The sequence below is a fragment of the Providencia vermicola genome, from assembly GCF_010748935.1.
Classification (GTDB): domain Bacteria; phylum Pseudomonadota; class Gammaproteobacteria; order Enterobacterales; family Enterobacteriaceae; genus Providencia; species Providencia zhejiangensis.
On sequence record NZ_CP048796.1, the window covers coordinates 727362 to 751703 of the forward strand.

The window sequence follows — 24342 nt, forward strand, 5'->3', positions numbered from 1 at the left end:
TCGCGTTATGATGAAGCGGAAGCTATCAGCTTCCGTTTCTATTTTTATTCGTCTCATAACGTGATAAAGATAAATTGAAATCAACATAAGTTACAAAGGTCAGGCGATTGAGTGAGCCAGCTAACTCGCCGGTTAAAGGATTTAATTGATAGAACGACGGGCGCTAGCACCATTCAAACCATCTCGACCACCGTTTGGTCCACCGAGGCCACCACGTCCGCCTTCACCACCTTCAGGGCCAGCATCACCGCCGTTACCCCCATTCCCACTCCCTGAGCCATTTCCACCGTTACCCCCATTCCCGCCATTGCCGCCATTTCCACCGTTACCATTGCTGCCTAGTTGTGCATTACCGCCATCGCCGCCATCACCATTTCCTAAACCACTGCCACCATTCCCGCCATTGGCACCGTTTCCGCCATGTCCGCCATTTCCTTGTTTACTGCTATTAAGGTAAAAAATATTGTTATCGCTTGAGATAGCATGTTGAGGGTGAAAGAGCAGCTGTGAGGACACGCGGTTAAAAGAGTGGCTTGGTATTGAGGTTGATACAACAAAAGCAGTGCAGACTATGAGAAATAATTCTTTGGGCATAATTATCCTCCAATCCCCCTTCGTTATTGAAGGGGGATGATCAAGTAAAGTTAAGTCGTCAGCAGATTAGTTGCCATTACCGCCATTACCACCGTTGCCGCCGTTGCCACCATTACCGCCATTGCCACCACTTCCGCCATTACCCCCGTTACCGCCATGACCACCATGGCCACTTTGTCCTAAATATTGACTTGATCCAGAGATTGGATCTGAAAGCATCTCAAGAGCGTTATATTGAAAAACCGAGGCCAAAGATAAAGTAGGGATAAATACAGAAGCAATAAGGATACATTTTATTTTCATATAATTTTCTCTTCGTTAAATGAATTAAATAAACTGCTAACTCAGTTTATGTGTTCAGTTATATTTATCAATTTTAACTTGCCATTATGATGGTGTGTTTTTATATTTCTTTGATTTTTATGTTTTTTAGTTTTTAATTAATAGTTTGGTTGAGTATTTTTATTTAAATGATATAAATTATATTTATGTTTTATTGGGTGATAGCATTTTGCGGAAGGGCATTTCTGTATTTGACAACGATGGTATTGTCAGGGCATTGAGTTTAATGAATGGGGGCATTTCTTGAAATAGAATCAGCTGTCTCTGGGCTGTATTTGCAACAAGAGACAGCAAGATGGAAAGCGCGATTTAAATATCGTTTTCTAAGATAAGCTCAATCGTTTTTAGCTCGTCTGCGGTGAATTGGCGGTTTCTTATTATGCCAAGAGCATCATCAATTTGGCTGATTCGGCTAGCGCCAATGAGCACTGAGGTGATGCGATCGTGACGTAAAAGCCAAGCAAGTGCCATTTGGCTCAGTTTTTGCTGACGACTCAACGCTAATTCATTGAGTTTTTTCACCTTCGTTATTACCGCGGAGGTGAGCCTTTCAGGTGGCAAAGAGGGGTTGTTCGCGGCTCGAGAATCAGCAGGGATACCGTTTAAGTAACGATCTGTCAGTATTCCACCAGCTAAAGGGGAGTAAGCTATAGAACCGACCCCTTCATCTTCCAGTACATCAAGTAGCCCTTCTTCCGGATCTCTGACGAGCATGGAGTACTTGGGTTGGTGAATAAGACAAGGGGTACCAAGCTGATTCAGAATATCAATGGCGTCTTTGGCAAGATCGGCGGGGTAGTTGGAGATCCCGACATACAATGCCTTACCTTGACGCACGATCAAATCTAATGCGCCCATGGTTTCTTCGAGTGGGGTATCTGGATCAGGGCGATGATGATAAAAGATATCAACATAATCTAAGCCCATGCGTTTTAGGCTTTGATTGAGACTGGCTATTAAATATTTTTTACTTCCCCAATCACCATAAGGGCCATCCCACATGGTAAACCCAGCTTTAGATGAAATGATCATCTCATCTCGGTAAGGTAAAAAGTCTTGTTGGAGAAGGCGGCCGAATAGGCTTTCTGCCGACCCAGGGGGAGGACCATAATTATTGGCGAGATCGAAATGAGTAATGCCATGATCAAATGCATGCCTTAGCATGGCTCTGCAATTATCTGGGGATTTATTGTCGCCAAAATTGTGCCAAAGACCTAAAGAAATAAGAGGAAGCCTTAAACCGCTGCGGCCACACAAGCGATACTCCATATCAGTATAACGATCTGTATTTGCAATATAAGGCATACATCACCTCCAAAATGGTTGGCATAGAGACCAAAGCCATATTGTCACAAAAGATATCAGCGCTCTGGTGAATCAATGCTAATTTTTGAGCAAAGTGAAAGTTTTTAGCAAATCTGTGATGGAGGATGAAAAATACACAATATTGGCGATAAGTTGCACAAGGTGATCAGGACTGGTGACCACCTTTGCTTTGAGGAATTAGTGCTGTTCAGGGCGAGTAAAGACTAGCTCATTCCCTTTAGATTGGCTTTCATCGAATTGATAGCCTTCAAGATTAAAATCAACCAATTGTTCTGTTTTGGTGAGTTTATTTTGGATAATAAAGCGGCTCATCAAGCCACGTGCTTTTTTAGCATAGAAACTAATGACTTTATATTTGCCATTTTTTTCATCGAGAAAGACGGGTTTTATCATCGTCGCGTCTAATTTTTTGACGTTGACTGATTTGAAGTACTCATCAGAAGCAAGGTTAACCAAGACCTGATCACCTTGGGCTGAAAGCGCTTTATTGAGCTGATTTGTGATGATATCACCCCAAAATTCATACAAATCCTTACCGCGAGGATTTTTCAAGCGAGTGCCCATTTCGAGTCGATAAGGTTGCATTAAATCGAGCGGACGTAGCAGTCCATACAGTCCAGATAAAATACGTAAGTGTTGTTGTGCAAAAGCGAAGTCTTGCTCAGAGAATGTTTCGGCCTGCATACCCGTATACACATCACCTTTAAATGCTAATATCGCTTGGCGTGCATTATCTGGCGTAAAATCGGCATGCCACTCACCAAAACGTGCCGCATTTAAGCCTGCAAGTTTATCACTAATTTTCATTAAACTTGAGATATCGGCAGGGGAAAGCTGACGGCAAACGTCAATCAGTTGCTGAGATTCATGCAGTAACTCAGGCTGGGTGAAAGTTTTTGTTGCTAGTGGGCTTTCATAATCTAAAGTTTTGGCGGGTGAAATCGTGATGAGCATGACAAGTTCCCTATAATAAAATGACTATTACCACTTTAGCAAAAATTGATCTTAAATGGCTAATTGATGAGATAAGTAAAAACAATTTTCCTATTTCATCGGGCTATGATTAGCTGGATAAGAAGCTAAAAGGATTCAGTTTTAATTTTTGAAGCGAAAACGATTGCATATCAGTTAGTTGCTTTATAATAGTTTTAGTCGCTTGCAGCAACTCGGATGCGTGATATTATCATTGTACGGTGCGGCGTTTGCCTCAATTCCTTTATAACAACGAGATTAAAGAAATGACCGATAAATTAACCTCCTTACGTAGTCTAACCACCGTTGTTGCTGATACTGGCGATATTGAAGCGATGAAGCTTTATAAACCACAAGATGCGACAACTAACCCTTCTTTGATTCTGAATGCAGCACAAATTCCTGAATATCGTAAGCTTATTGACGAAGCTGTCGAGTGGGCTCGTAAGCAAAGCAATCACCGCGAACAGCAGGTTATTGATGCTTGTGACAAACTAGCCGTTAATATCGGTTTGGAAATTCTAAAATTAGTTCCGGGCCGTGTTTCAACTGAAGTTGATGCACGTCTGTCTTACGATGAAGAAGCGTGTATTGCTAAAGCGCGTCGCCTGATCAAGTTGTACAACGAAGCGGGTATCAGCAATGATCGTATTCTGATTAAACTGGCTTCAACTTGGCAGGGTATCCGTGCCGCAGAGAAACTGGAAAAAGAAGGTATTAACTGTAACCTAACATTGTTATTCTCTTTTGCTCAGGCTCGTGCGTGTGCTGAAGCTGGCGTTTACCTGATCTCTCCATTTGTGGGTCGTATCCTTGATTGGTACAAAGCGAATAGCGACAAAAAAGAATTTGCGCCACATGAAGATCCAGGCGTTATTTCAGTCACTGAAATCTATAACTACTATAAAGCACATGGCTACAAAACAGTGGTTATGGGTGCTAGCTTCCGTAACGTAGGGGAAATTCTGGAATTGGCAGGTTGTGATCGCCTAACGATTTCTCCAGCATTACTGAAAGAGCTATCAGAAGCACAAGGTGAGGTGGTACGTAAACTTGTTGATTCAGGTAAAACTGCTGAGCCAGAAGCTAAACTGACCGAATCTGAGTTCTATTGGCAGCATAACCAAGATCCGATGGCGGTAGATAAACTGGCTGAAGGTATCCGTAAGTTTGCCATTGACCAAGAAAAACTGGAAAAAATGATCGCAGACTTGCTGTAATTCTGCTGTTATTTTAACGAAACCCAGCCATAGGCTGGGTTTTTTGCGTTATAGGGGAAAACGGCATTGATGCTTTGTTACTCGCAGCGGTATCCGTTCCAACATATAAGGGAGAGTGACTCGTGAACAGTTGCGTTTGAATATGGTGAGGATTTCATTTTTATCGGCATAACAAGCAGTACTACAACCTTTAAGCATTTTATTATTGCTATCAATTCCACATTTTCTTTTAACTTTACCATTATAGCGATATGTAGCACTGAAACCTGTTACCTCACGTGATATTATAGGCCCATCATGGGTATCATGATGACTATTCACGTTATGAGAATAAGCATTTTATAGGTTATTTATTGAGGTTGGTATGGATGAATTGCGCATAGGTTTGGTTTCGGTTTCTGACCGTGCTTCAAGTGGTATTTATGAAGATAAAGGTATTCCCTCTTTGGAAGCATGGCTTGCAAAAGCGTTAACAACGCCTTTTCGTATTGAAACTCGCCTGATCCCTGATGAGCAAATCATGATTGAGCAGACGTTGTGTGAGTTGGTGGATGAATTTGCTTGCCATTTAGTTTTAACGACCGGAGGAACTGGACCTGCTCGTCGCGATGTCACTCCCGATGCCACATTAGCGATTGCGGACCGTGAAATGCCCGGCTTTGGTGAGCAAATGCGTCAAATTAGCTTGAAGTTTGTACCAACAGCCATCCTTTCCCGCCAAGTTGGGGCGATACGCAATCAAGCATTAATTTTGAATTTGCCCGGTCAACCGAAAGCGATAGCAGAAACATTGGAAGGATTGAAAGATGCTGAAGGGAATGTGATGGTATCAGGGATTTTTGCTAGCGTTCCCTATTGCATTCAACTTCTTGATGGGCCATATGTGGAAACAGACCCTGCGGTTGTTAAGGCTTTTAGGCCGAAGTCAGCGATCCGTAGTGAATGATTGCTAGGTCAGGTGAGGCTAGCTCACCTGACAGCTATTCCTTTAAAATCAGTGACGTTGCCCTATAGGCAAAATAGTTTTGCCATATTGCTCATTCAATACCTCAGCCATGGCCAAGTAAAATGCACTTGCGCCACATATTATCCCTTCATAACCCGCAATGGTTAACAGCGTTGCATTATTCGTTAAATTACCGATTGTGAGTAATGCAAACAGTACGGTGAGGCTAGCAAAGATGAATTGCAGGGCGAAATTAGCTCTGAATGTTCCAAGGAACATAAAGAAGGTAAAGATACCCCAAATGAGTAAGTAAATACCTAAGAAGTCTGGAGACGTTGCTTCAGCTAAACCCATTGTTGGCAAAAATAGTAAGCCAACTAATGTTAACCAAAACATGCCATATGAACTAAATGCAGTTGCGCCAAACGTATTTCCTTTTTTATATTCAATAAGTCCGGCAATCACCTGAGCAATACCACCATAAAAAATTCCCATGCTCAAAATAACCGATGAGAGAGGGAAAAAACCTGCATTATGGAGATTAAGCAGAATTGTTGTCATACCAAAGCCCAATAAACCAAGTGGACCCGGATTAGCAATAGCGCTAGATTGCATATAACCTCTGGTTAAAAATCATTAATATTCAATAAGATATAAAGTAACTCCGCCAGCTGTTCTCAGTTGGCGGCGAATAATACGCAGTTTTTATTGTTGAAACAATGATCAAAAGACAGTTTTTTTTGCAAAAAATATGAAATTTTTTTAAGTCGTCCCCTTGATGAATGAATTTACGACCCCATCTTTACAGCATCACTCGTGATCAATCGAATTATTGCATAAAGCAAAAAAATTGAGTCTCGGAGTAAAAACTCCCTTGAAAATGAAATATTGAGCCTCATATAGATTGATATCGAAATTGAATAGAAAGAATTCCTTTGGAGGCGTTTTAGATGGGTAAAATTATTGGTATCGACTTGGGTACAACTAACTCATGCGTTGCAATTATGGATGGCACAACTGCTCGTGTTCTAGAGAACAGCGAGGGTGATCGTACTACTCCTTCCATCATTGCGTACACACAAGACGGTGAAATTTTGGTCGGTCAGCCAGCAAAACGTCAGGCAGTGACCAACCCAGAAAATACATTGTTTGCGATCAAACGTTTGATCGGTCGTCGTTTCCAAGACGAAGAAGTTCAGCGCGACGTTTCTATCATGCCATACAAAATTATTGCGGCAGATAACGGTGACGCTTGGTTAGATGTGAAAGGCCAAAAAATGGCTCCACCACAAGTTTCAGCTGAAGTTCTGAAAAAAATGAAAAAAACAGCAGAAGATTACTTGGGTGAACCAGTAACAGAAGCTGTTATTACCGTACCAGCCTACTTTAACGATGCTCAGCGTCAAGCAACTAAAGATGCGGGCCGTATCGCTGGTTTAGATGTTAAGCGTATTATCAACGAACCCACAGCAGCTGCATTGGCTTATGGTTTAGATAAAGAAATCGGTAACCGTACTATTGCTGTTTACGACTTAGGTGGTGGTACCTTTGACCTGTCAATCATTGAGATTGATGAAGTTGACGGCGAAAAAACGTATGAAGTGCTAGCGACCAATGGTGATACTCACTTAGGTGGTGAAGACTTTGATAACCGTTTGATCAACTACTTAGTTGAAGAGTTCAAGAAAGAGCAAGGTGTTGACCTACGCAATGATCCGCTGGCAATGCAACGTCTGAAAGAAGCGGCAGAGAAAGCGAAAATCGAACTTTCTTCAGCACAACAAACAGATGTGAACCTGCCGTACATTACTGCGGATGCAACGGGTCCTAAACACATGAACATTAAAGTGACTCGTGCAAAATTAGAGTCACTGGTAGAAGATTTAGTTAAACGCACCATGGAGCCGGTTAAAGTTGCTCTACAGGATGCGGGTCTGAATGTGAATGATATCAGCGATGTTATTTTAGTTGGTGGTCAGATTCGTATGCCAATGGTTCAAAAAGCTGTTGCTGATTTCTTCGGTAAAGAACCACGTAAAGATGTTAACCCAGATGAAGCAGTTGCTATTGGTGCCGCTGTTCAAGGTGGTGTATTAGCTGGTGATGTTAAAGACGTTCTGTTACTTGACGTGACTCCACTGTCTTTAGGTATCGAAACGATGGGTGGCGTGATGACGTCGTTAATTCCGAAGAACACCACTATCCCTACTAAACATAGCCAAGTGTTCTCAACAGCGGAAGATAACCAAGCAGCGGTGACTATTCATGTTCTGCAAGGTGAGCGTAAACGTGCAAGTGATAACAAATCATTAGGCCAGTTTAACTTAGATGGTATTCAGCCTGCTCCACGTGGCATGCCGCAAATTGAAGTGACATTTGATATCGATGCTGATGGTATCTTGCATGTATCAGCAAAAGATAAAAACAGTGGTCGCGAGCAAAACATTACCATTAAGGCTTCTTCTGGTCTAAATGACGAGGAAATCGAAAAAATGGTACGTGACGCGGAAGCGAACGCAGAAGCTGACCGTAAATTTGAAGAGTTAGTTCAAGTTCGTAACCAAGCTGACCAGTTGATTCATGGTACTCGTAAACAAATCGAAGAAGCTGGCGACAAGCTGCCTGCTGAAGATAAAGAAAACATTGAAAAAGCAACATCTGAGCTGGAAGCGGTAAGTAAAGGCGAAGATAAAGCAGAAATCGAAGCGAAGATTCAAGCTTTGGTCACTGCTTCTGCTAAACTTCTGGAAATTGCACAGCAACAAGCTCAGGCTGGCTCAGCGAATGCAGGCGCAGAAGCTAAGAAAGATGACGATGTCGTTGATGCGGAATTCGAAGAAGTTAACGATAAAGATAAAAAATAATGCCCTTAGCGGGCGCAGTGACCTTGCTAATGGTTATTAATGGTTACTGATACCGAACACGGGCGTCGAGGAAACTCTACGCCCGTGTCGGCATGTTAAGGGTAAAATAAATGGCAAAAAGAGATTTTTATGAGGTATTAGGCCTCGAAAAAAATGCTTCTGATAAAGATATCAAACGCGCATATAAGCGTTTAGCGATGAAGTACCATCCTGACCGTAATCAGGATAAAAAAGATGAAGCAGAAGTTAAATTTAAAGAGATAAAAGAAGCTTACGAAGTCCTTTCTGATGAGCAGAAACGCGCAGCCTATGACCAATATGGTCATGCAGCCTTTGAACAAGGTGGCTTTGGCGGCGGCGGCGGCGGTGGTTTTGGCGGCGGTGCGGACTTTAGCGATATCTTTGGTGACGTCTTCGGTGATATTTTTGGAGGCGGCCGCAGACAGCAGCGCCCAAGCCGTGGTTCTGATTTACAATACAACATGGAACTGACTCTTGAGGAGGCTGTCCGTGGAGTGACCAAAGAGATCCGTATTCCAACGTTGGAAACTTGTGATATTTGCCATGGTAGTGGTGCTAAACCCGGAACGAGTGCTGATACTTGCCCAACTTGTCATGGTATGGGACAAGTCCACATGCGTCAGGGATTCTTTTCGGTACAACAGCCTTGTCCTACGTGTCATGGCCGCGGTAAGGTCATTAAAGATCCGTGCAACAAGTGTCATGGTCATGGACGTGTTGAGCGCTATAAAACATTATCCGTTAAAATTCCAGCGGGTGTAGATACTGGCGACCGTGTTCGTTTGTCTGGTGAAGGTGAAGCAGGCGAAAATGGTGCACCAGCAGGCGATTTATTCGTTCAAGTGCATGTATTACCACACAATATTTTTGAGCGTGAAGGTAATAACCTGCATTGTGAAGTTCCGATTAACTTTGCAATTGCGGCATTGGGCGGAGAAATTGAAGTCCCAACTCTTGATGGACGTGTAAAACTCAAAATCCCTGCGGAAACGCAAACGGGCAAGATTTTCCGTATGAAAGGTAAAGGCGTGAAATCCGTTCGTGGTGGGTTACAAGGTGATTTGATGTGTCACATTGTGGTTGAAACGCCAGTTAAGTTAAATGAGAAACAAAAAGAGTTACTCAAAGAGTTTGGTGAGTCACTAGGTGGTAGCAGCGGTGAAAAAAATAGTCCGCGCACAAAAAGTTTTTTAGACGGTGTTAAAAAATTCTTTGATGACCTGACTAATAAATAATTGAAAATGCCCGCTAGCTGCGGGTATTTTTTTATCAGTGATTATAATTGCTGATTAGCTAGCCAGCTTTGCAAGTAATACACCGGATAGAATGACTAAGCATGCAATAATTCGCATCATATTAAATTTTTCTTTTAAGAAAACGATGGATAAAAACATTGCGAAAAGTACGCTGGTTTCTCTGATGGCTGCCACTAACACAATAGAGGCTTGGCTCATAGCCCAGATGGCAATGCCATAACTTATCAGCTGCATTAGCCCTCCCATTAGTCCAGAACGCCAATACTGCCTAATACCTTGAAATAATGTTGTTTTGTATTTTATTATGCCGGGAATGATGAGCACTATCCCATTGAGTAAAAATAGCCATAACGTATAAATAATCGGATCTTCACTGGCGCGAGAGCCTTGTCCATCTGATAAGGTATAACAGGCTGTGAAAAACGCGGTACATAATGCGTAAAATAGTGCTTTTCTCTTGATATTAAAGGTAAATTTTTTGCCTGCAAATGCAATAATCACCACACCACTTATAATCAATAAAATACCTAGAAAACCAGATAATGAAAGCATCTCATTAAAAATGATGAGGCTGAGTAATGCGGTAATCAGTGGGGCGGAACCACGGGAAATCGGGTAAATCTGCCCTAAATCACCATGTGTGTATGCTTGGCTCAAAAAATAGGTATAGCCAATATGAAAAATGACAGACAAAGTTAACCAAGGGAGGGCATTAACGGGAGGCAGTCCAAGTAGAAATAGGGCCGGTAGCGTTAATACTCCTGAAAAAAAGGCGATCATGACGAGGCCAAAAAAACGATCGTTACCGAATTTAACTAAAGCATTCCAACACGCGTGACAAAATGCGGCAAATAATACAGCCAGTAAGATAGTCGTCGTCATAAGAAAATAGCATTTATTTAAAATAGTTACCCAGTATTGCGTAATGGAACATTTTTGTGAAGCGCTTCGAGAAGCTTCTCTTTTTTTTGCAAACCAAAATACAGGTTTACGAGCCTATACGCACAAAAACAGTCTTGTCTAAAAATCGCCTCGTTACACAGCAAAAGTCGTTTATTTTAGCTAAAGAAACTGAATCGAGTCTGCTGCTGAAAAAAGAAAAAGATAAAATCAAAATAATTTATTTATACTTAAATTTAACGATAGTTTAGCAAAAAGAGTGAGCAATTTCGCATATTGTTCGGTAATGTCGATCTATTATTGATAAATAAACGACTTTTTACGAATTAATGATTAGCATAATATTAACACTCTATTTATTTTGGGGTTAAACATATGACAGCAATCATCCGTAAATTTTTAAGGTTAGAAGCAGCAGGAGGGCTACTCCTAATTATTGCTGCCATAGTCGCATTAATTATGGCGAATTCGCCAGCTCAGGGGCTATATCAGCAATTTTTAGATATCCCTATTTCCGTGAAAATTTCATCACTAGAACTAGATAAACCGTTAATTTTATGGGTTAACGATTTTTTGATGGCTATTTTCTTTCTCGTTGTGGGCCTTGAAGTTAAACGAGAGTTACTTGAAGGTTCATTAGCGGGGAAAGACAAAGCGATTTTTCCCGCGATTGCAGCATTAGGGGGAATGTTAGCTCCTGCGTTAATTTATTTATTATTTAACGGTGCAGATGAGGTCACTCGCCAAGGTTGGGCAATACCCGCAGCAACAGACATTGCTTTTGCATTAGGTGTAATGGCTCTATTAGGGAAGCGGGTACCAACAGAACTGAAAGTCTTTTTGTTAGCTTTGGCGATCATTGATGACCTTGGTGTCATTGTGATTATTGCTTTTTTCTACACGAGCTCATTATCGCTAGTTGCGCTTGGCCTAGCCGCTTTGTGTGTTGCCTTATTGGTCTTCATGAATTGGCGAAGAGTTGAAAACACCGCGGCATATTTAGTCATTGGACTGATTCTTTGGGTATGTATTCTCAAGTCTGGAGTTCATGCAACGCTTGCTGGTGTTATCGTTGGATTCTTGATTCCGCTGCGTGGTACTAACAATACCAAACCATCAGAAGAACTCGAACATGTGCTACATCCATGGGTCGCTTACATGATTCTACCTATCTTTGCTTTTGCAAATTCAGGAGTACAATTAAACGGCGTCACATTCGATGGATTAATAAGCACATTACCTTTGGGTATCGCTGCGGGCTTATTATTTGGTAAACCATTAGGTATTTTTCTGTTTAGCTGGATTTCGGTAAAACTTGGGTTTGCGAAGTTGCCTGAGTCTATCAATTTAAAACAGGTATTTGCCGTTTCAGTCTTATGTGGAATCGGTTTTACTATGTCTATTTTTATTACAGGACTCGCATTTGACGGGCTGGATGATAGCTATAGCACCTATTCAAGACTGGGAATTTTGATTGGATCAACACTCGCTGCATTTTTAGGTTATTTTTTATTAAGAGTAGTCTTACCGAAGATTCAACAAAAGTAACTATTGTCTGAATTCCGATAATTTCAGAAATAAATAGTAAGAATTCCCGAGTTAATGGACTATGATATACCCACAACACGCATTGTTCGTGTTGTGGGTATTTCCATAATAACTCCTGCAAAAGGGGCAGAGAAAAACAGTATGGTCAGTATTGATTATTATTGGCGGTACAGAAGGAATCGATATGCGGGTTTCACATCTTAATTTTAATCATCTTTATTATTTTTGGCATGTATGTAAAGAAGGTTCTGTCGTTGGGGCAGCCGAAGCGCTGTATTTAACGCCTCAAACGATTACCGGACAGATAAAAGCATTAGAAGAACGATTAGGTGGCAAGTTATTTAAGCGTCAAGGGCGTGGATTAGTTCCATCGGAGCTTGGGCAACTCATTTTTCGCTACGCAGATAAAATGTTTATGTTAAGCCAAGAGATGCTTGACATAGTTAACTACAGTCGAGAATCAAACCTTTTGTTTGATGTTGGCGTTGCCGATGCGTTATCAAAACAATTAGTCAGTCGCGTTTTAGAAACTGCTGTCGTTGAACATGAACAGATTCATCTACGCTGTTTTGAATCGACGCACGAAATGTTACTCGAACAACTGAGCCAACATAAATTGGATATGATTTTATCGGATTGTCCAGTGGACTCATCACAGCAGGAAGGTTTATTTTCTGTGAAGTTAGGCGAATGCAGCGTCAGTTTCTTCTGCCGTCAACCCATACCTAAGAAACCTTTTCCTGAATGTCTAGAAGAACGTCGTTTATTAATACCGGGTCGCCGTTCAATGTTGGGACGCCACTTATTGACTTGGATCCGTAATAAGAATTTGCAAGTTGAAGTACTGGGTGAATTTGATGATGCTGCGTTAATGAAAGCCTTTGGTGTGTCTCATAATGCAATCTTTGTGGCGCCATCATTATATGCCGCGGATATTTTGGAAGGTGAGGATGTTATCGAACTAGGCAGGTTAGATAGCGTTAAAGAAGAGTATTTTGTGATTTTTGCAGAACGTATGATCCAACATCCAGCCGTTCAGCGTGTCTGTAATAAAGATTTTTCCAATTTATTCTCTGCGCCATTTGATAAACTTGAGAAAAAAGTATGACAGACAAAAAAACCGGCAAGAGCCGGTTTTTTTAGCTAATCAAGAAGCAATATTACATCGCTTTGATTTGAGCTGCTAAGTTAGCTTTATGACGAGCAGCTTTATTTTTGTGGATCAGGCCTTTAGTGGCGTGACGATCAACAATAGGTTGCATGTCATTGAATGCTTTCTGAGCTGCTTCTTTATCGCCAGCTGCGATCGCAAAGTAAACTTTCTTGATAAAAGTACGCACCATAGAACGACGGCTAGCGTTATGCTGACGACGTTTCTCAGATTGTATAGCGCGTTTCTTAGCTGATTTGATATTAGCCAAGGTCCAACTCCCAAATGTATTCTATTGAGGACAATTCAAAGGTCGAGGAATATGCCCTTTCGGCCTTCATTTGTCAATGGATTTGTGCAAATAAACGTCGTGTACATCGACGCATGTGCGGTTGTGAATGGTGCAAGATTCTACCAGCAAATGCTAGAGGAATACAGATCTTCACACGAAAAAAAGCGTATTTGATGACACATAATAAAAAAAATTTTTACTGAAAAAATTTTTGAGGTGAAGATAATAGCGACGGGTATGATTATTGAACAAAAATTGGTTATTTGTTATCCATTGATAACAATAGGTTGCATAAGTCTGTACGAAAGTCAGAAAAATTTACGATTTTTCGAGACCTCAGCGCAATTTTGTTGTATTGATAATCCATTGGTTATCCCTATATTTTGATCTTTATATTCGCGATAGAGAATTTTGACCAGTTAAAAGTCATTAAGCAGTACGGTTTATCTGGGCCAAAAGCTCCCTTTAAGTGATATTTTGATCAAAAAATGGCGATTGAATGCAACCTTTTACGAACTTGGGTTAACCTTAAGCGTCGTACAAGGTATAATCCAGCAATTTCCTCGGTATTGAGCCTGTTATGGAGCTAATTCGCGGTATACAAAATATCCGGGCGCACCATCATGGTTGCGTGCTGACTATTGGTAATTTTGATGGTGTCCATCGTGGGCATCAGGCTTTACTTCAAAATTTGAAGCAAAAAGGTGAGCAGTTGGGGTTACCCACTGTTGTGATGATTTTTGAACCACAACCTCTTGAGTTTTTTATCGGTGACAAAGCACCTGCTCGTCTGACTCGTTTACGAGATAAAGTGAAATACTTGGCTGATAGTGGGATTGACTACCTACTATGTGTTGAGTTCAATCAACACTTTGCCTCTTTAACACCCGATGAGTTTGTTGCAGAGTTACTGGTAAAAAAACTGGGCGTGAAATATCTCGCTATTGGCGATGATTTTCGTTTTGGCAAGAATCGCATGGGAGATTTTGCTTTCCTACAGCAAGCAGGCAATCAGTATGGATTTGAAGTCGCGGATACTGAAAGTTTTTGTGATTCAGGGCTACGTATCAGTAGTACTGCGATTCGCAAAGCAATACAAGATAACGATCTGGCATTAGCGGAAACGTTATTAGGCCACCCATATCGTATCAGTGGACGCGTTGTTCATGGAAATCAACTTGGGCGTACTATTGGTTTCCCGACGGCTAATTTGCCGTTAAAACGATTAGTCACACCAGTGACGGGTGTGTATGCTGTAGAAGTTTATGGTTTAGGGGAGAAGCCTCTACCCGGCGTGGCAAATATTGGTACTAGACCAACAGTATCTGGTAAAGGCCAACAATTAGAAGTTCATCTAATTGATGCCAATATGGATTTATATGGACGTCATATTGATGTCGTGTTACGTAAGAAGTTACGTGACGAACAGCGGTTTGCTTCATTAGACGCGCTTAAGGAGCAAATTGCTAAAGATGTGATTGTGGCTAGAGATTACTTAGCTGCAACGAATGTCAGATAATTTAGCGGAAAAATGGAACTGAGAATCGATGAGTGACTATAAAAATACCCTGAATCTACCAGAAACAGGGTTTCCAATGCGTGGCGATCTCGCTAAACGCGAACCACAAATGTTAGAACGTTGGTACAAAGAAGGTTTGTATCAAGCTATCCGTCAGGCAAAATTAGGTAAGAAAACGTTTATTTTGCATGATGGCCCTCCGTATGCTAACGGTAGTATTCATATTGGTCACTCAGTTAACAAAATTCTCAAAGACATTATTATTAAATCCAAAGGGTTGGCGGGATATGATTCCCCATACATCCCTGGTTGGGATTGCCATGGTTTACCTATTGAACATAAAGTTGAGCAAATAGTCGGTAAGCCAGGGGAAAAAGTTTCCGCCGCTGAATTTCGCGCACAATGCCGTCAATATGCGAAAGAGCAAATTGAAGGCCAAAAAGCTGACTTTATTCGCCTTGGTGTTTTGGGTGAGTGGGATAAGCCGTATCTGACGATGGACTTCAAAACAGAAGCAAATATTATCAGAGCCTTAGGGAAAACTATCGCGAATGGTCATCTAGTGAAAGGGGCAAAACCTGTTCACTGGTGTACAGCTTGTGGTTCTTCACTCGCCGAAGCAGAAGTGGAATACTATGATAAAACGTCACCCTCTATCTTTGTGCGCTTCCCTGCGATAGATAGTCATGCGGTGTACGAAAAATTCGGTGTGGCGGGCGATAAAACGCCAGCGTTAGTTATTTGGACAACAACGCCTTGGACGTTACCCGCGAACCGCGCTATCTCACTGAACCCTGAGTTTAAATACCAGTTAGTTGAAGCCAATGGCGAAGTGGTTATCCTTGCTGCTGATCTCGTTGAAGATGTCATGAAAACAGCGGGCATTGAGTCTTGGAAGGTGCTAGGTGAATGTGAAGGTAGTGCCCTTGAATTATTGCGCTTCCAGCATCCATTTATGGGCTTTGATGTTCCTGCTATCTTAGGTGATCACGTAACCTTAGATGCAGGTACAGGGGCAGTACATACTGCACCGGGACATGGTCCTGAAGACTATGTCGTCGGTCAAAAATATGGTCTAGAAACGGCGAACCCAGTCGGTCCCGATGGTTGCTTCCTTGCGAACACATACCCAACATTAGATGGTGTGTTCATCTTCAAGGCTAACGATGTCATTGTTGAATTACTCAAAGAAAAAGGCGCATTGCTGTATAAGCAAGCAATTTCACATAGCTATCCATGCTGCTGGCGTCACAAAACGCCGGTTATTTTCCGTGCTACACCACAATGGTTTATTGGCATGGATAAAAACGGTTTACGTGAGCAATCATTAAAAGAGATTGATATCGTTCAGTGGATCCCTGGTTGGGGTCGTGCACGTATTGAAGCCATGGTTGAAAATCGCCCTGACTGGTGTATCTCTCGTCAGCGTACTTGGGGGACCCCGATGTCGCTGTTCGTGCATAAAGACACTGAAGAGTTACATCCTCGCACGTTGGAGTTGATGGAAGAAGTCGCTAAACGTGTTGAAGTGGATGGTATCCAAGCATGGTGGGATCTGGATCCAGCAGAACTATTAGGTGATGAAGCTGAAATCTACCGTAAAGTGCCAGACACATTAGACGTATGGTTTGACTCAGGGTCGACCCACTTTGCCGTTGTGGATGCGCGCCCAGAGTATCATGGTAACTCAGCCGACATGTACCTTGAAGGTTCAGACCAACATCGTGGCTGGTTTATGTCGTCATTAATGCTGTCAACAGCGATGAAAGGTAAAGCACCTTATCGTCAAGTACTGACGCATGGTTTTACTGTCGATGGTCAAGGTCGTAAGATGTCCAAATCTTTGGGCAATACGATCAGTCCACAGGATGTGATGAATAAACTGGGTGCGGATATTTTACGTTTATGGGTAGCATCAACAGATTACACTGGTGAAATTGCAGTGTCTGATGAAATCTTAAAACGTGCCGCTGATTCTTACCGCCGTATTCGTAACACCGCGCGCTTCTTACTTGCTAACTTAAATGGCTTTAATCCTGAAACGGATATGGTGAAGCCTGAAGAGATGGTGACGTTGGATAGATGGGCGGTGGGACGTGCGCTAGAAGCACAAAAAGAGATCACAAAAGCGTATGATGAATATGATTTCTTATCCGTCATTCAGCGTTTAATGCATTTCTGTTCTATCGAAATGGGCTCTTTCTATCTGGATATCATTAAAGATCGCCAATATACTGCGAAAAGTGACAGCTTAGCGCGTCGTAGCTGCCAAACTGCACTATTCCATATCGCGGAAGCGCTTGTTCGTTGGATTGCACCTGTGCTTTCTTTCACCGCGGATGAAATATGGAACGAATTGCCGGGTGAGCGTGCTAAGTTTGTATTAACTGAAGAATGGTATGATGCCTTGTTTGGCTTAGCGGCATCTGAAGAGATGAACGATAACTTCTGGGCTGAATTGCTCGCTGTTCGTGGTGAAGTGAACAAAGTTCTTGAACAAGCTCGTGCGGATAAACACATTGGTGGTTCGTTAGAAGCCTCTGTTGTCTTGTATGCAGATAAAGATCTAGCCGCTAAACTGAACAGTTTATCAGATGAATTACGCTTTGTTCTTTTGACCTCTCAAGCTTCCGTTGTTGATATTGCGTCAGCGCCAGCGGATGCACAGGCGTCTGAACTGAGTGGTTTAAAAATTGGCTTTAGCAAAGCTTCCGGTGAGAAATGTCCTCGCTGTTGGCATTATGCTAATGATGTAGGTTCCGTTGCGGATCACCCTGAACTGTGTGGTCGCTGTGTCACTAACGTAGCCGGAAACGGTGAAATACGTAAATTTGCATAATGAAGAAACCTATTTGTTCTACTGGATTGCGCTGGCTGTGGTTAACCGTTGTATTGATAGCATTGGATTTAGGCATCAAACAGTTAGTCTTGAAAGAGATGACGCTGTATGATGCGCATCCAGTCATGCCTTATCTCAATTTAATGTATGCACAGAACTTCGGTGCTGCATTTAGCTTTCTTGCTGATGAGGGCGGCTGGCAACGCTGGTTCTTTGCTGGGGTAGCCATCGCGATATCTATCATCCTAATGGTGATGATGTATCGCCAAAGTGCGCAAAAACGCTTAAGCAATATTGCGTATGCGCTAATTATCAGTGGAGCAATTGGTAATCTTAGTGACCGGTTGATGCACGGTTTCGTTGTCGATTATATTGATTTTTATATTGGTAATTGGCATTACCCAACATTCAACCTTGCAGATATTGCGATTTGTATTGGTGCTGCTTTAGTGATCTTAGAGGGTTTCTTACCGGATAAGGACAAAAAGAAAGCAAATTAACTGATATAATAACCCTCAGCCCGGTTTTGCCGGGCTGATTTTTATCATAGCAAAATAGGTTCGATTTATGTCTACTCAGGTACAACCGCACAGTGCCGTATTACTGCATTTCACCTTGAAATTAGAAGATGGTTCAACGGCGGATTCTTCACTTAGTCAGGGGAAACCTGCATTATTTAGTTTAGGTAATGGCTCGCTTTCTCCTGAGTTAGAAGCGCAGCTATTGGGGCTAAATGTCGGTGAGAAGAAAAGTTTTTCTTTGCCAGGAGATACCGTATTCGGTAAGCATAATCCTGATTTAATTCAATACTTTTCATTACGTGATTTCACTGAAACAGGGATACCTGAGATAGGGACTATTATGCTTTTTTCTGCAATGAATGGCAGTGAAATGCCAGGGGTAGTAAAATCAATAGAAGGTGAGTCAGTCACTATTGATTTTAATCACCCGTTAGCAGAGCAAGAAATCACTTTTGATATTGAAGTACTTGAAATTGACCCGCAATTGGAGAGTCAAAATGCAAATATTAATGGCTAACCCTCGTGGCTTTTGTGCAGGGGTAGACCGCGCAATCAGTATTGTAGAAAGAGCACTTGAGCTTTATGGTGCCCCTATTTATGTACGTCATGAAGTGGTTCATAACCGTTATGTGGTGGATGATCTACGTCAGCGCGGTGCTATTTTTATTGAAGAGATCTCTGAAGTACCCGATGGTTCTATCCTTATTTTTTCCGCTCACGGTGTTTCACAAGCGATCCGCCAAGAAGCACGTTCACGTGATTTAACGATGCTATTTGATGCTACCTGCCCATTGGTCACGAAAGTGCATATGGAAGTAGCGCGTGCGAGCCGAAAAGGCAAAGAAGCCATCTTGATTGGTCATGCAGGTCATCCTGAAGTTGAAGGTACCATGGGGCAGTATAACAACCCTGAAGGTGGAATGTACCTTGTTGAGTGCCCAGAAGATGTTTGGAAACTACAAGTGAAAGATGAAAACAACTTGTGTTTTATGACGCAAACAACGCTTTCTGTTGATGATACCTCAGATGTTATCGATGCTTTAACACAACGTTTTCCAAGTATTGTTGGACCACGTAAAGATGATATTTGCTATGCGACAACTAACCGACAAGAAGCCGCCCGTGAACTTGCCGAACGTGCTGACATTGTGCTGGTTGTTGGCTCGAAAAACTCATCGAACTCAAACCGCTTGGCAGAGTTAGCCTCTCGGATGAAAAAGCCGGCTTATCTAATTGATGGCGCAGAAGATATTAAAACTGAGTGGCTATCTGATAAAAATATTATCGGTTTAACAGCGGGAGCTTCGGCGCCGGATATTCTAGTTCGTCAGGTTATCGATAAGCTTCAAGAACTTGGTGCGAATGAGGTAGTGGAACTACAAGGCCGTGAAGAAAACATCGTGTTTGAAGTGCCTAAAGAGCTACGTGTTGAAGTCAAACAAATTAGCTAAGGCGAGTGACCTTAGCGACTAATAATACCTCTGATCTGCTGATTGAAAGCAGCTCAGAGGAAGGCATCGTTTTGGAGTCTTCAGTCGTGTCTAATAATACCGACCATTCAGTTAATGTACTCTCTGTTTTTGATTTCGATGGCACATTAACGTACCACGATAGTTTTATTCCATTTTTGAAGTTTGTTTTTGGCAAATACCGTTTTTCTCGCAAGATTATTAAATTAGTTTTACCGACTCTGCAATGTGCGAGAAGAAAGCTTACCCGTGATGAATTAAAAGAAGTGCTAATTAAAACCTTTCTGACTGGGGTTGATGAAAAATGGCTGAGAGAAAAAGCAGAGCAATTTTGTGAAATTTATTGGCCTAAACTAATGCGCCCTGAAGGGGTGTTAGGTGTTGCCGCTGAAGTAGAGAGCGGTGCTGAGGTGACGATTTGTTCTGCCTCCCCTTCTTTGGTGCTTAAACCTTTTGCCAGAAGACTGGGAATAAAACTGATTAGTACCGAACTTGAAATTGTCGATGGGAAATTAACCGGTAACCTTGTTGGACAAAACTGTCGTCGAGAACAAAAAGTTAAACGCTTAGAACAAGTGTATGGTGATTTAACCCAGTATCATTTACGCGCTTGGGGGGATACTCGTGGGGATTTTGAATTATTGCAAGCCGCTCAAGATGCGCATTGGCGTCATTTCCATAAAAAGCATTATCACTACAAGCACCGACAGGTAGTCGCGAAAGATTAATGGCACTACTTACCAGCCTATTGAGAAGTCATTTTCAACAGGCTGATAATTTTGCTTCAAAGTGATTACACTAGAGTTTCTTCTTCTTTGGCAATAGCACACTGGCCATCACGCCTAACGCTAACACACCAAGCACAACCCATAAACTCATGTTTGTTGAAATGCTATAGCCATGCTGCCACAAGTGATCTGTTGCATTTAAGCCCAGTTTAATTGCGATAAAAAACAGCAGTATGACAACGGCTTTTTCGAGATAGACCAAATATTGTTTTAGTGCTTCAAGCACAAAATAGAGTGTACGTAGACCGAGTATGGCAAACATCATCGCGCTGTAAACAATTAATGGCTCACGGCTGACTGCAATAATTGCAGGCACAGAATCAAAGGCAAACATGACATCCGATAATTCAATAATCGCGACACACAACAGTAGTGGAGTCGCGTAATAGGTTGCTTTACTGTTTCTCCCTATCATGATGTCTTTATTTTCAGGTTTACTGAGCTCAGTATCGACCTCTTTTTGGGTGAGTAAAAAAGCATGCCCTTGAATTTTAGGCCATAAAGGAAAAAAGCGTTTAACCAAACGATAGGCAAGATGTTGGGAGTAATCTTCGATCTTCTCTTCCACTTTTTGATTTTTTAGCATCATTACAGCTGACCATGCAACAACGAGTGCAAAAATCATTTCAACATAAGGCCCTAAGCTGAGAAGTCCTGTACCGATGGCGACAAAAATACCTCGAAAGACCATTGCCCCGATAACTCCCCAGTACAAAATGCGATGTCGATAATGATCTGGTACCGAGAACCATGAAAAGATAGCCATCATTAAAAATAAGTTATCTATAGAAAGGACTTTTTCTAGTACGTAGCCGGTAATAAATAAACTAGCGGTTTCTGAGCCATGATGAAAATATAAGAATGCTGCAAAAGCCATCGCAATCAGAATCCAAAAAAGGGACCAGAAAATGGCATTTTTGAGTGTAATGGGGCGGTCGGAACGGTGCATGAATAAATCGATCGCAATCGCTGCGATGGCTAATATCACAAAGACCGTAACGGTTTCTGTGGGAAAGCCAATATGTGTGGAAACCATAATAATCCCTAAACAATGGTAATTACCTAATAAGCTTAATCCTGTTATGACAAGATGCACAACCATTTTTCTATCTAGCTCACATTTTTAGCATGTCTTGCCGAAACAGGAGTGACAACTTTTTCTGATAATTTCTCGTTGTTATACGCTTTTGTTAATAATTCATGATTAGAACTAGCACAGTATCAAGAGGCTCGTTAAGCTATGTCACAATGATTTTTCAAATGACCATGCTGTGAGAAGATGCGATGGCTTATCGAGCCATACAATCACAGCGAAACGGCTAAAAAGGATATGAAATGACGCATTCGACGGTACGAGTTGCAATTGTTGGTGCAGGTGGGCGTATGGGACGCCAGCTGATTCAAGCTGCACAGAATCAAGAGGGGATACAGTTAGGTGCTGCAATTGAGCGAGAAGGTTCATCTTTGATTGGAACCGATGCGGGTGAACTCGCGGGAGTGGGTAAATTGGGTATCTCTGTTGTTGATAGCTTGGATAAAGTGGTCAATGATTTTGATGTTGTGATTGATTTCACTCGCCCTGAAGGAACATTGTGTTATTTGGCATTTTGTCGCACACATCAAAAAGCTATGGTAATAGGGACTACGGGGTTTGATGAACAGGGTAAACAAGCGATAGCAGATGCCGCTAAATCTATCCCTATTGTTTTTGCCGCAAACTTTAGTGTTGGGGTTAACTTAGTGCTGAAATTGCTAGAAAAAGCGGCGAAAGTGATGGGAGATTACACCGATATTGAAATTATAGAAGCGCATCATCGACACAAAGTTGATGCTCCTTCAGGGACTGCACTCGCAATGGGGGAATCGATCGCTACCGCACTGGGTAAAGACCTTAAGGATTGTGCTGTGTATACCCGAGAAGGCTATACAGGTGAACGTGAAGCAGGAACAATTGGTTTTGCGACCGTGCGTGCGGGAGATATTGTTGGAGAACATACTGCAATGTTTGCAGATATTGGCGAGCGTGTGGAGATTACTCACAAGGCATCCAGTCGAATGACTTTTGCTAATGGGGCAATTAGAGCTTCTTGGTGGGTGGTGTCTCAAAAATCAGGGTTATATAACATGAAAGATGTGCTTAACCTGGAAGATTTGTAGTTTTATAGTGTTATATATTGATTGCAAATCATGATGTTATTGTTAGATGTGTTATGATTTGCAATCTATAATTCAATTTTGTTTTATTTGTTGTGTTTATCTCTGTTTTCCTACCTTAATTTCTGTCTTTTGTTTAAAAAATAAACTTTTATTATCTTTCTTTCAGTATTACCATAACTTATTCAGTTAATTTAGTTTGCAACCGTTTACGTTGTTATTATGGCTGCTGGTTTTAATGCTCATTCCAGTAAAAATCAGGCTGATAAGCAAAAAAGTAAGAAAAAAATGAAAAAAATGTGTTTTTTTCTAGACAAGACTCCATCTCATCATTAGAATGCGCGCAATTTGCCAAAAATTTGCTTAAAAACGCATTTTGGCATTGATTTAGATCCTCAAATCTGAATTAATATGCACTAATTGTGATTTATTATTCCCTGGAGGGTGTTTTGATTAAGTCAGCTATACTGGTTCTCGAAGACGGAACCGAATTCCACGGGCGCGCCATTGGTGCTGAAGGGGCCGCTGTTGGAGAAGTCGTTTTCAATACGTCAATGACCGGATATCAAGAAATAATTACCGACCCTTCCTATTCCCGCCAAATTGTTACTCTCACCTATCCCCATATTGGTAATGTCGGCACTAATGCCGATGACGAAGAATCCCCAGAAGTTCATGCACAAGGTTTGATAATTCGTGATCTGCCATTGGTTTACAGTAACTTTCGCGGTCAGGAAGGCCTATCAGAATACCTGAAACGTCATAATGTCGTTGCGATTGCCGATATTGATACGCGTAAACTGACACGTTTACTCAGAGAGAAAGGTGCTCAAAACGGCTGTATTATCGCGGGGGATAACCCTGATGCGGCACTGGCATTAGAAAAAGCTCGCGCATTTTCGGGTTTAAACGGTTTAGATTTAGCAAAAGAAGTCTGTACCAAAGAGGCTTACAGCTGGACTCAAGGCTCTTGGACGTTAAAAGACGGGCAACTCAGTGCAAAAAGTGAAGATGAGCTGCCATTGCATGTTGTTGCCTATGATTTCGGGGCTAAGCGTAATATTTTACGTATGCTAGTTGACCGCGGTTGTCGATTGACTGTCGTGCCAGCAACAACTCCAGCGGACGTTGTATTAGCGATGGATCCAGATGGTATTTTCTTATCAAATGGACCTGGTGACCCTGCGCCTTGTGATTATGCTATCAAAGTGATTCAAGATTTCTTAAACACAGAAATACCTGTTTTCGGTATCTGCTTAGGACATCAGTTACTGGCGCTTGCGAGCGGTGCAAGCACCATGAAAATGAAGTTTGGTCATCACGGTGCTAACCATCCTGTTAAAGATTTAGATCAGAATGTCGTGATGATCACGGCGCAAAACCACGGTTTTGCCGTTGATGAGTCAACATTACCCGATACATTACGCGTGACACACAAGTCATTGTTTGATGGCACTCTGCAAGGTATTCATCGTACAGATAAGCCTGCTTTCAGCTTCCAAGGGCACCCTGAAGCAAGTTCTGGTCCTCATGATGCGGCTAAATTGTTCGATCACTTCATTGAATTGATTCATGAATATCGCCAGAACCAACCTCGTCATAACGCAAAATAATCGGGAGC

Annotated in this window: 22 protein-coding genes; 14 read left to right on the forward strand and 8 right to left on the reverse strand. The window is 41.9% G+C overall.

The window, feature by feature from the left end; genetic code table 11:
- Positions 1-141: 141 nt before the first annotated feature.
- The 4 genes from G3341_RS03115 to yaaA form a co-directional block, all read right to left on the reverse strand.
- The gene (locus tag G3341_RS03115) at positions 142-594 is read right to left on the reverse strand and encodes a hypothetical protein (RefSeq protein ID WP_163860685.1); all 453 of its coding nucleotides are present in this window, start codon (positions 592-594) and stop codon (positions 142-144) included.
- 66 nt (positions 595-660) lie between these two features.
- Positions 661-897 carry a hypothetical protein gene (locus G3341_RS03120; RefSeq protein ID WP_154622189.1) on the reverse strand — a complete coding sequence of 79 codons (237 nt, stop codon included), beginning with the start codon at positions 895-897 and terminating at the stop codon, positions 661-663.
- A 348-nt stretch (positions 898-1245) separates the two neighbouring features.
- Positions 1246-2241 (reverse strand): aldo/keto reductase, encoded by a 996-nt coding sequence (locus G3341_RS03125; protein ID WP_154622017.1) that lies wholly within the window; start codon positions 2239-2241, stop codon positions 1246-1248.
- 198 nt (positions 2242-2439) lie between these two features.
- Positions 2440-3216 (reverse strand): peroxide stress protein YaaA, encoded by a 777-nt coding sequence (gene yaaA, locus G3341_RS03130; protein ID WP_154622018.1) that lies wholly within the window; start codon positions 3214-3216, stop codon positions 2440-2442.
- Between the two features lie 284 nt (positions 3217-3500).
- On the opposite strand from yaaA, the gene tal reads away from it, so the two are divergent.
- Both tal and mog read left to right on the forward strand, forming a co-directional pair.
- Positions 3501-4454: a transaldolase gene (gene tal, locus G3341_RS03135; protein ID WP_154622019.1), complete on the forward strand. Its 954-nt coding sequence runs from the start codon at positions 3501-3503 to the stop codon at positions 4452-4454.
- A gap of 364 nt (positions 4455-4818) precedes the next feature.
- Positions 4819-5400: a molybdopterin adenylyltransferase gene (gene mog / locus G3341_RS03140; protein WP_154622020.1), complete on the forward strand. Its 582-nt coding sequence runs from the start codon at positions 4819-4821 to the stop codon at positions 5398-5400.
- A gap of 48 nt (positions 5401-5448) precedes the next feature.
- Here mog and satP read toward each other — a convergent pair whose 3' ends face one another.
- Positions 5449-6015 (reverse strand): acetate uptake transporter, encoded by a 567-nt coding sequence (satP, locus tag G3341_RS03145; RefSeq protein WP_163860686.1) that lies wholly within the window; start codon positions 6013-6015, stop codon positions 5449-5451.
- A 335-nt stretch (positions 6016-6350) separates the two neighbouring features.
- On the opposite strand from satP, the gene dnaK reads away from it, so the two are divergent.
- Together dnaK and dnaJ are read left to right on the forward strand one after the other, a co-directional pair.
- On the forward strand, positions 6351-8264 hold the full coding sequence (dnaK, locus tag G3341_RS03150) for a molecular chaperone DnaK (RefSeq protein ID WP_154622435.1): 1914 nt from the start codon (positions 6351-6353) through the stop codon (positions 8262-8264).
- A gap of 110 nt (positions 8265-8374) precedes the next feature.
- Positions 8375-9520 (forward strand): molecular chaperone DnaJ, encoded by a 1146-nt coding sequence (gene dnaJ, locus G3341_RS03155; protein WP_163860687.1) that lies wholly within the window; start codon positions 8375-8377, stop codon positions 9518-9520.
- Between the two features lie 54 nt (positions 9521-9574).
- On the opposite strand, the gene G3341_RS03160 is transcribed toward dnaJ, so the two are convergent.
- The gene (locus G3341_RS03160) at positions 9575-10423 is read right to left on the reverse strand and encodes an EamA family transporter (RefSeq protein WP_163860688.1); all 849 of its coding nucleotides are present in this window, start codon (positions 10421-10423) and stop codon (positions 9575-9577) included.
- Positions 10424-10816: 393 nt separating this feature from the next.
- Between G3341_RS03160 and nhaA the strand changes: the two genes are divergently transcribed.
- Together nhaA and nhaR are read left to right on the forward strand one after the other, a co-directional pair.
- Positions 10817-11989 (forward strand): Na+/H+ antiporter NhaA, encoded by a 1173-nt coding sequence (gene nhaA / locus G3341_RS03165; protein ID WP_154622432.1) that lies wholly within the window; start codon positions 10817-10819, stop codon positions 11987-11989.
- Between the two features lie 184 nt (positions 11990-12173).
- Entirely contained in the window at positions 12174-13097 is a 924-nt protein-coding gene (gene nhaR, locus G3341_RS03170; RefSeq protein WP_154622431.1) for a transcriptional activator NhaR, read from the forward strand.
- Between the two features lie 52 nt (positions 13098-13149).
- Here the strand turns inward: nhaR and rpsT are convergent, their stop codons facing one another.
- A complete protein-coding gene (rpsT, locus tag G3341_RS03175; protein WP_154622430.1) occupies positions 13150-13410 on the reverse strand; it encodes a 30S ribosomal protein S20 in 261 nt (86 codons plus the stop codon).
- A gap of 601 nt (positions 13411-14011) precedes the next feature.
- Between rpsT and ribF the strand changes: the two genes are divergently transcribed.
- The 6 genes from ribF to G3341_RS03205 all read left to right on the forward strand — a co-directional run bounded on the left by ribF (position 14012) and on the right by G3341_RS03205 (position 20507).
- Positions 14012-14950: a bifunctional riboflavin kinase/FAD synthetase gene (gene ribF / locus G3341_RS03180; RefSeq protein ID WP_163860689.1), complete on the forward strand. Its 939-nt coding sequence runs from the start codon at positions 14012-14014 to the stop codon at positions 14948-14950.
- Positions 14951-14978: 28 nt separating this feature from the next.
- Entirely contained in the window at positions 14979-17789 is a 2811-nt protein-coding gene (ileS, locus tag G3341_RS03185) for an isoleucine--tRNA ligase (protein ID WP_163860690.1), read from the forward strand.
- Positions 17789-18289: a signal peptidase II gene (gene lspA, locus G3341_RS03190; protein ID WP_154622427.1), complete on the forward strand. Its 501-nt coding sequence runs from the start codon at positions 17789-17791 to the stop codon at positions 18287-18289. Before ileS ends, lspA begins: the two co-directional genes overlap by 1 nt.
- Positions 18290-18356: 67 nt before the next feature.
- Positions 18357-18827, forward strand: coding sequence for an FKBP-type peptidyl-prolyl cis-trans isomerase (fkpB, locus tag G3341_RS03195; RefSeq protein ID WP_154622426.1), 471 nt, complete (start codon positions 18357-18359; stop codon positions 18825-18827).
- The gene (gene ispH / locus G3341_RS03200; RefSeq protein WP_154622425.1) at positions 18808-19761 is read left to right on the forward strand and encodes a 4-hydroxy-3-methylbut-2-enyl diphosphate reductase; all 954 of its coding nucleotides are present in this window, start codon (positions 18808-18810) and stop codon (positions 19759-19761) included. The genes fkpB and ispH overlap by 20 nt, the downstream gene beginning before the upstream one ends.
- Positions 19762-19847: 86 nt before the next feature.
- Positions 19848-20507: an HAD family hydrolase gene (locus G3341_RS03205; RefSeq protein WP_247046870.1), complete on the forward strand. Its 660-nt coding sequence runs from the start codon at positions 19848-19850 to the stop codon at positions 20505-20507.
- Positions 20508-20577: 70 nt separating this feature from the next.
- On the opposite strand, the gene G3341_RS03210 is transcribed toward G3341_RS03205, so the two are convergent.
- The gene (locus G3341_RS03210) at positions 20578-21603 is read right to left on the reverse strand and encodes a TerC/Alx family metal homeostasis membrane protein (RefSeq protein ID WP_163860691.1); all 1026 of its coding nucleotides are present in this window, start codon (positions 21601-21603) and stop codon (positions 20578-20580) included.
- A 299-nt stretch (positions 21604-21902) separates the two neighbouring features.
- Here G3341_RS03210 and dapB point away from each other — a divergent pair, with 299 nt between their 5' ends.
- Positions 21903-22724 (forward strand): 4-hydroxy-tetrahydrodipicolinate reductase, encoded by an 822-nt coding sequence (gene dapB / locus G3341_RS03215; RefSeq protein WP_163860692.1) that lies wholly within the window; start codon positions 21903-21905, stop codon positions 22722-22724.
- 446 nt (positions 22725-23170) lie between these two features.
- Positions 23171-24334, forward strand: coding sequence for a glutamine-hydrolyzing carbamoyl-phosphate synthase small subunit (gene carA / locus G3341_RS03220; protein WP_167520909.1), 1164 nt, complete (start codon positions 23171-23173; stop codon positions 24332-24334).
- Positions 24335-24342 lie beyond the last annotated feature (8 nt).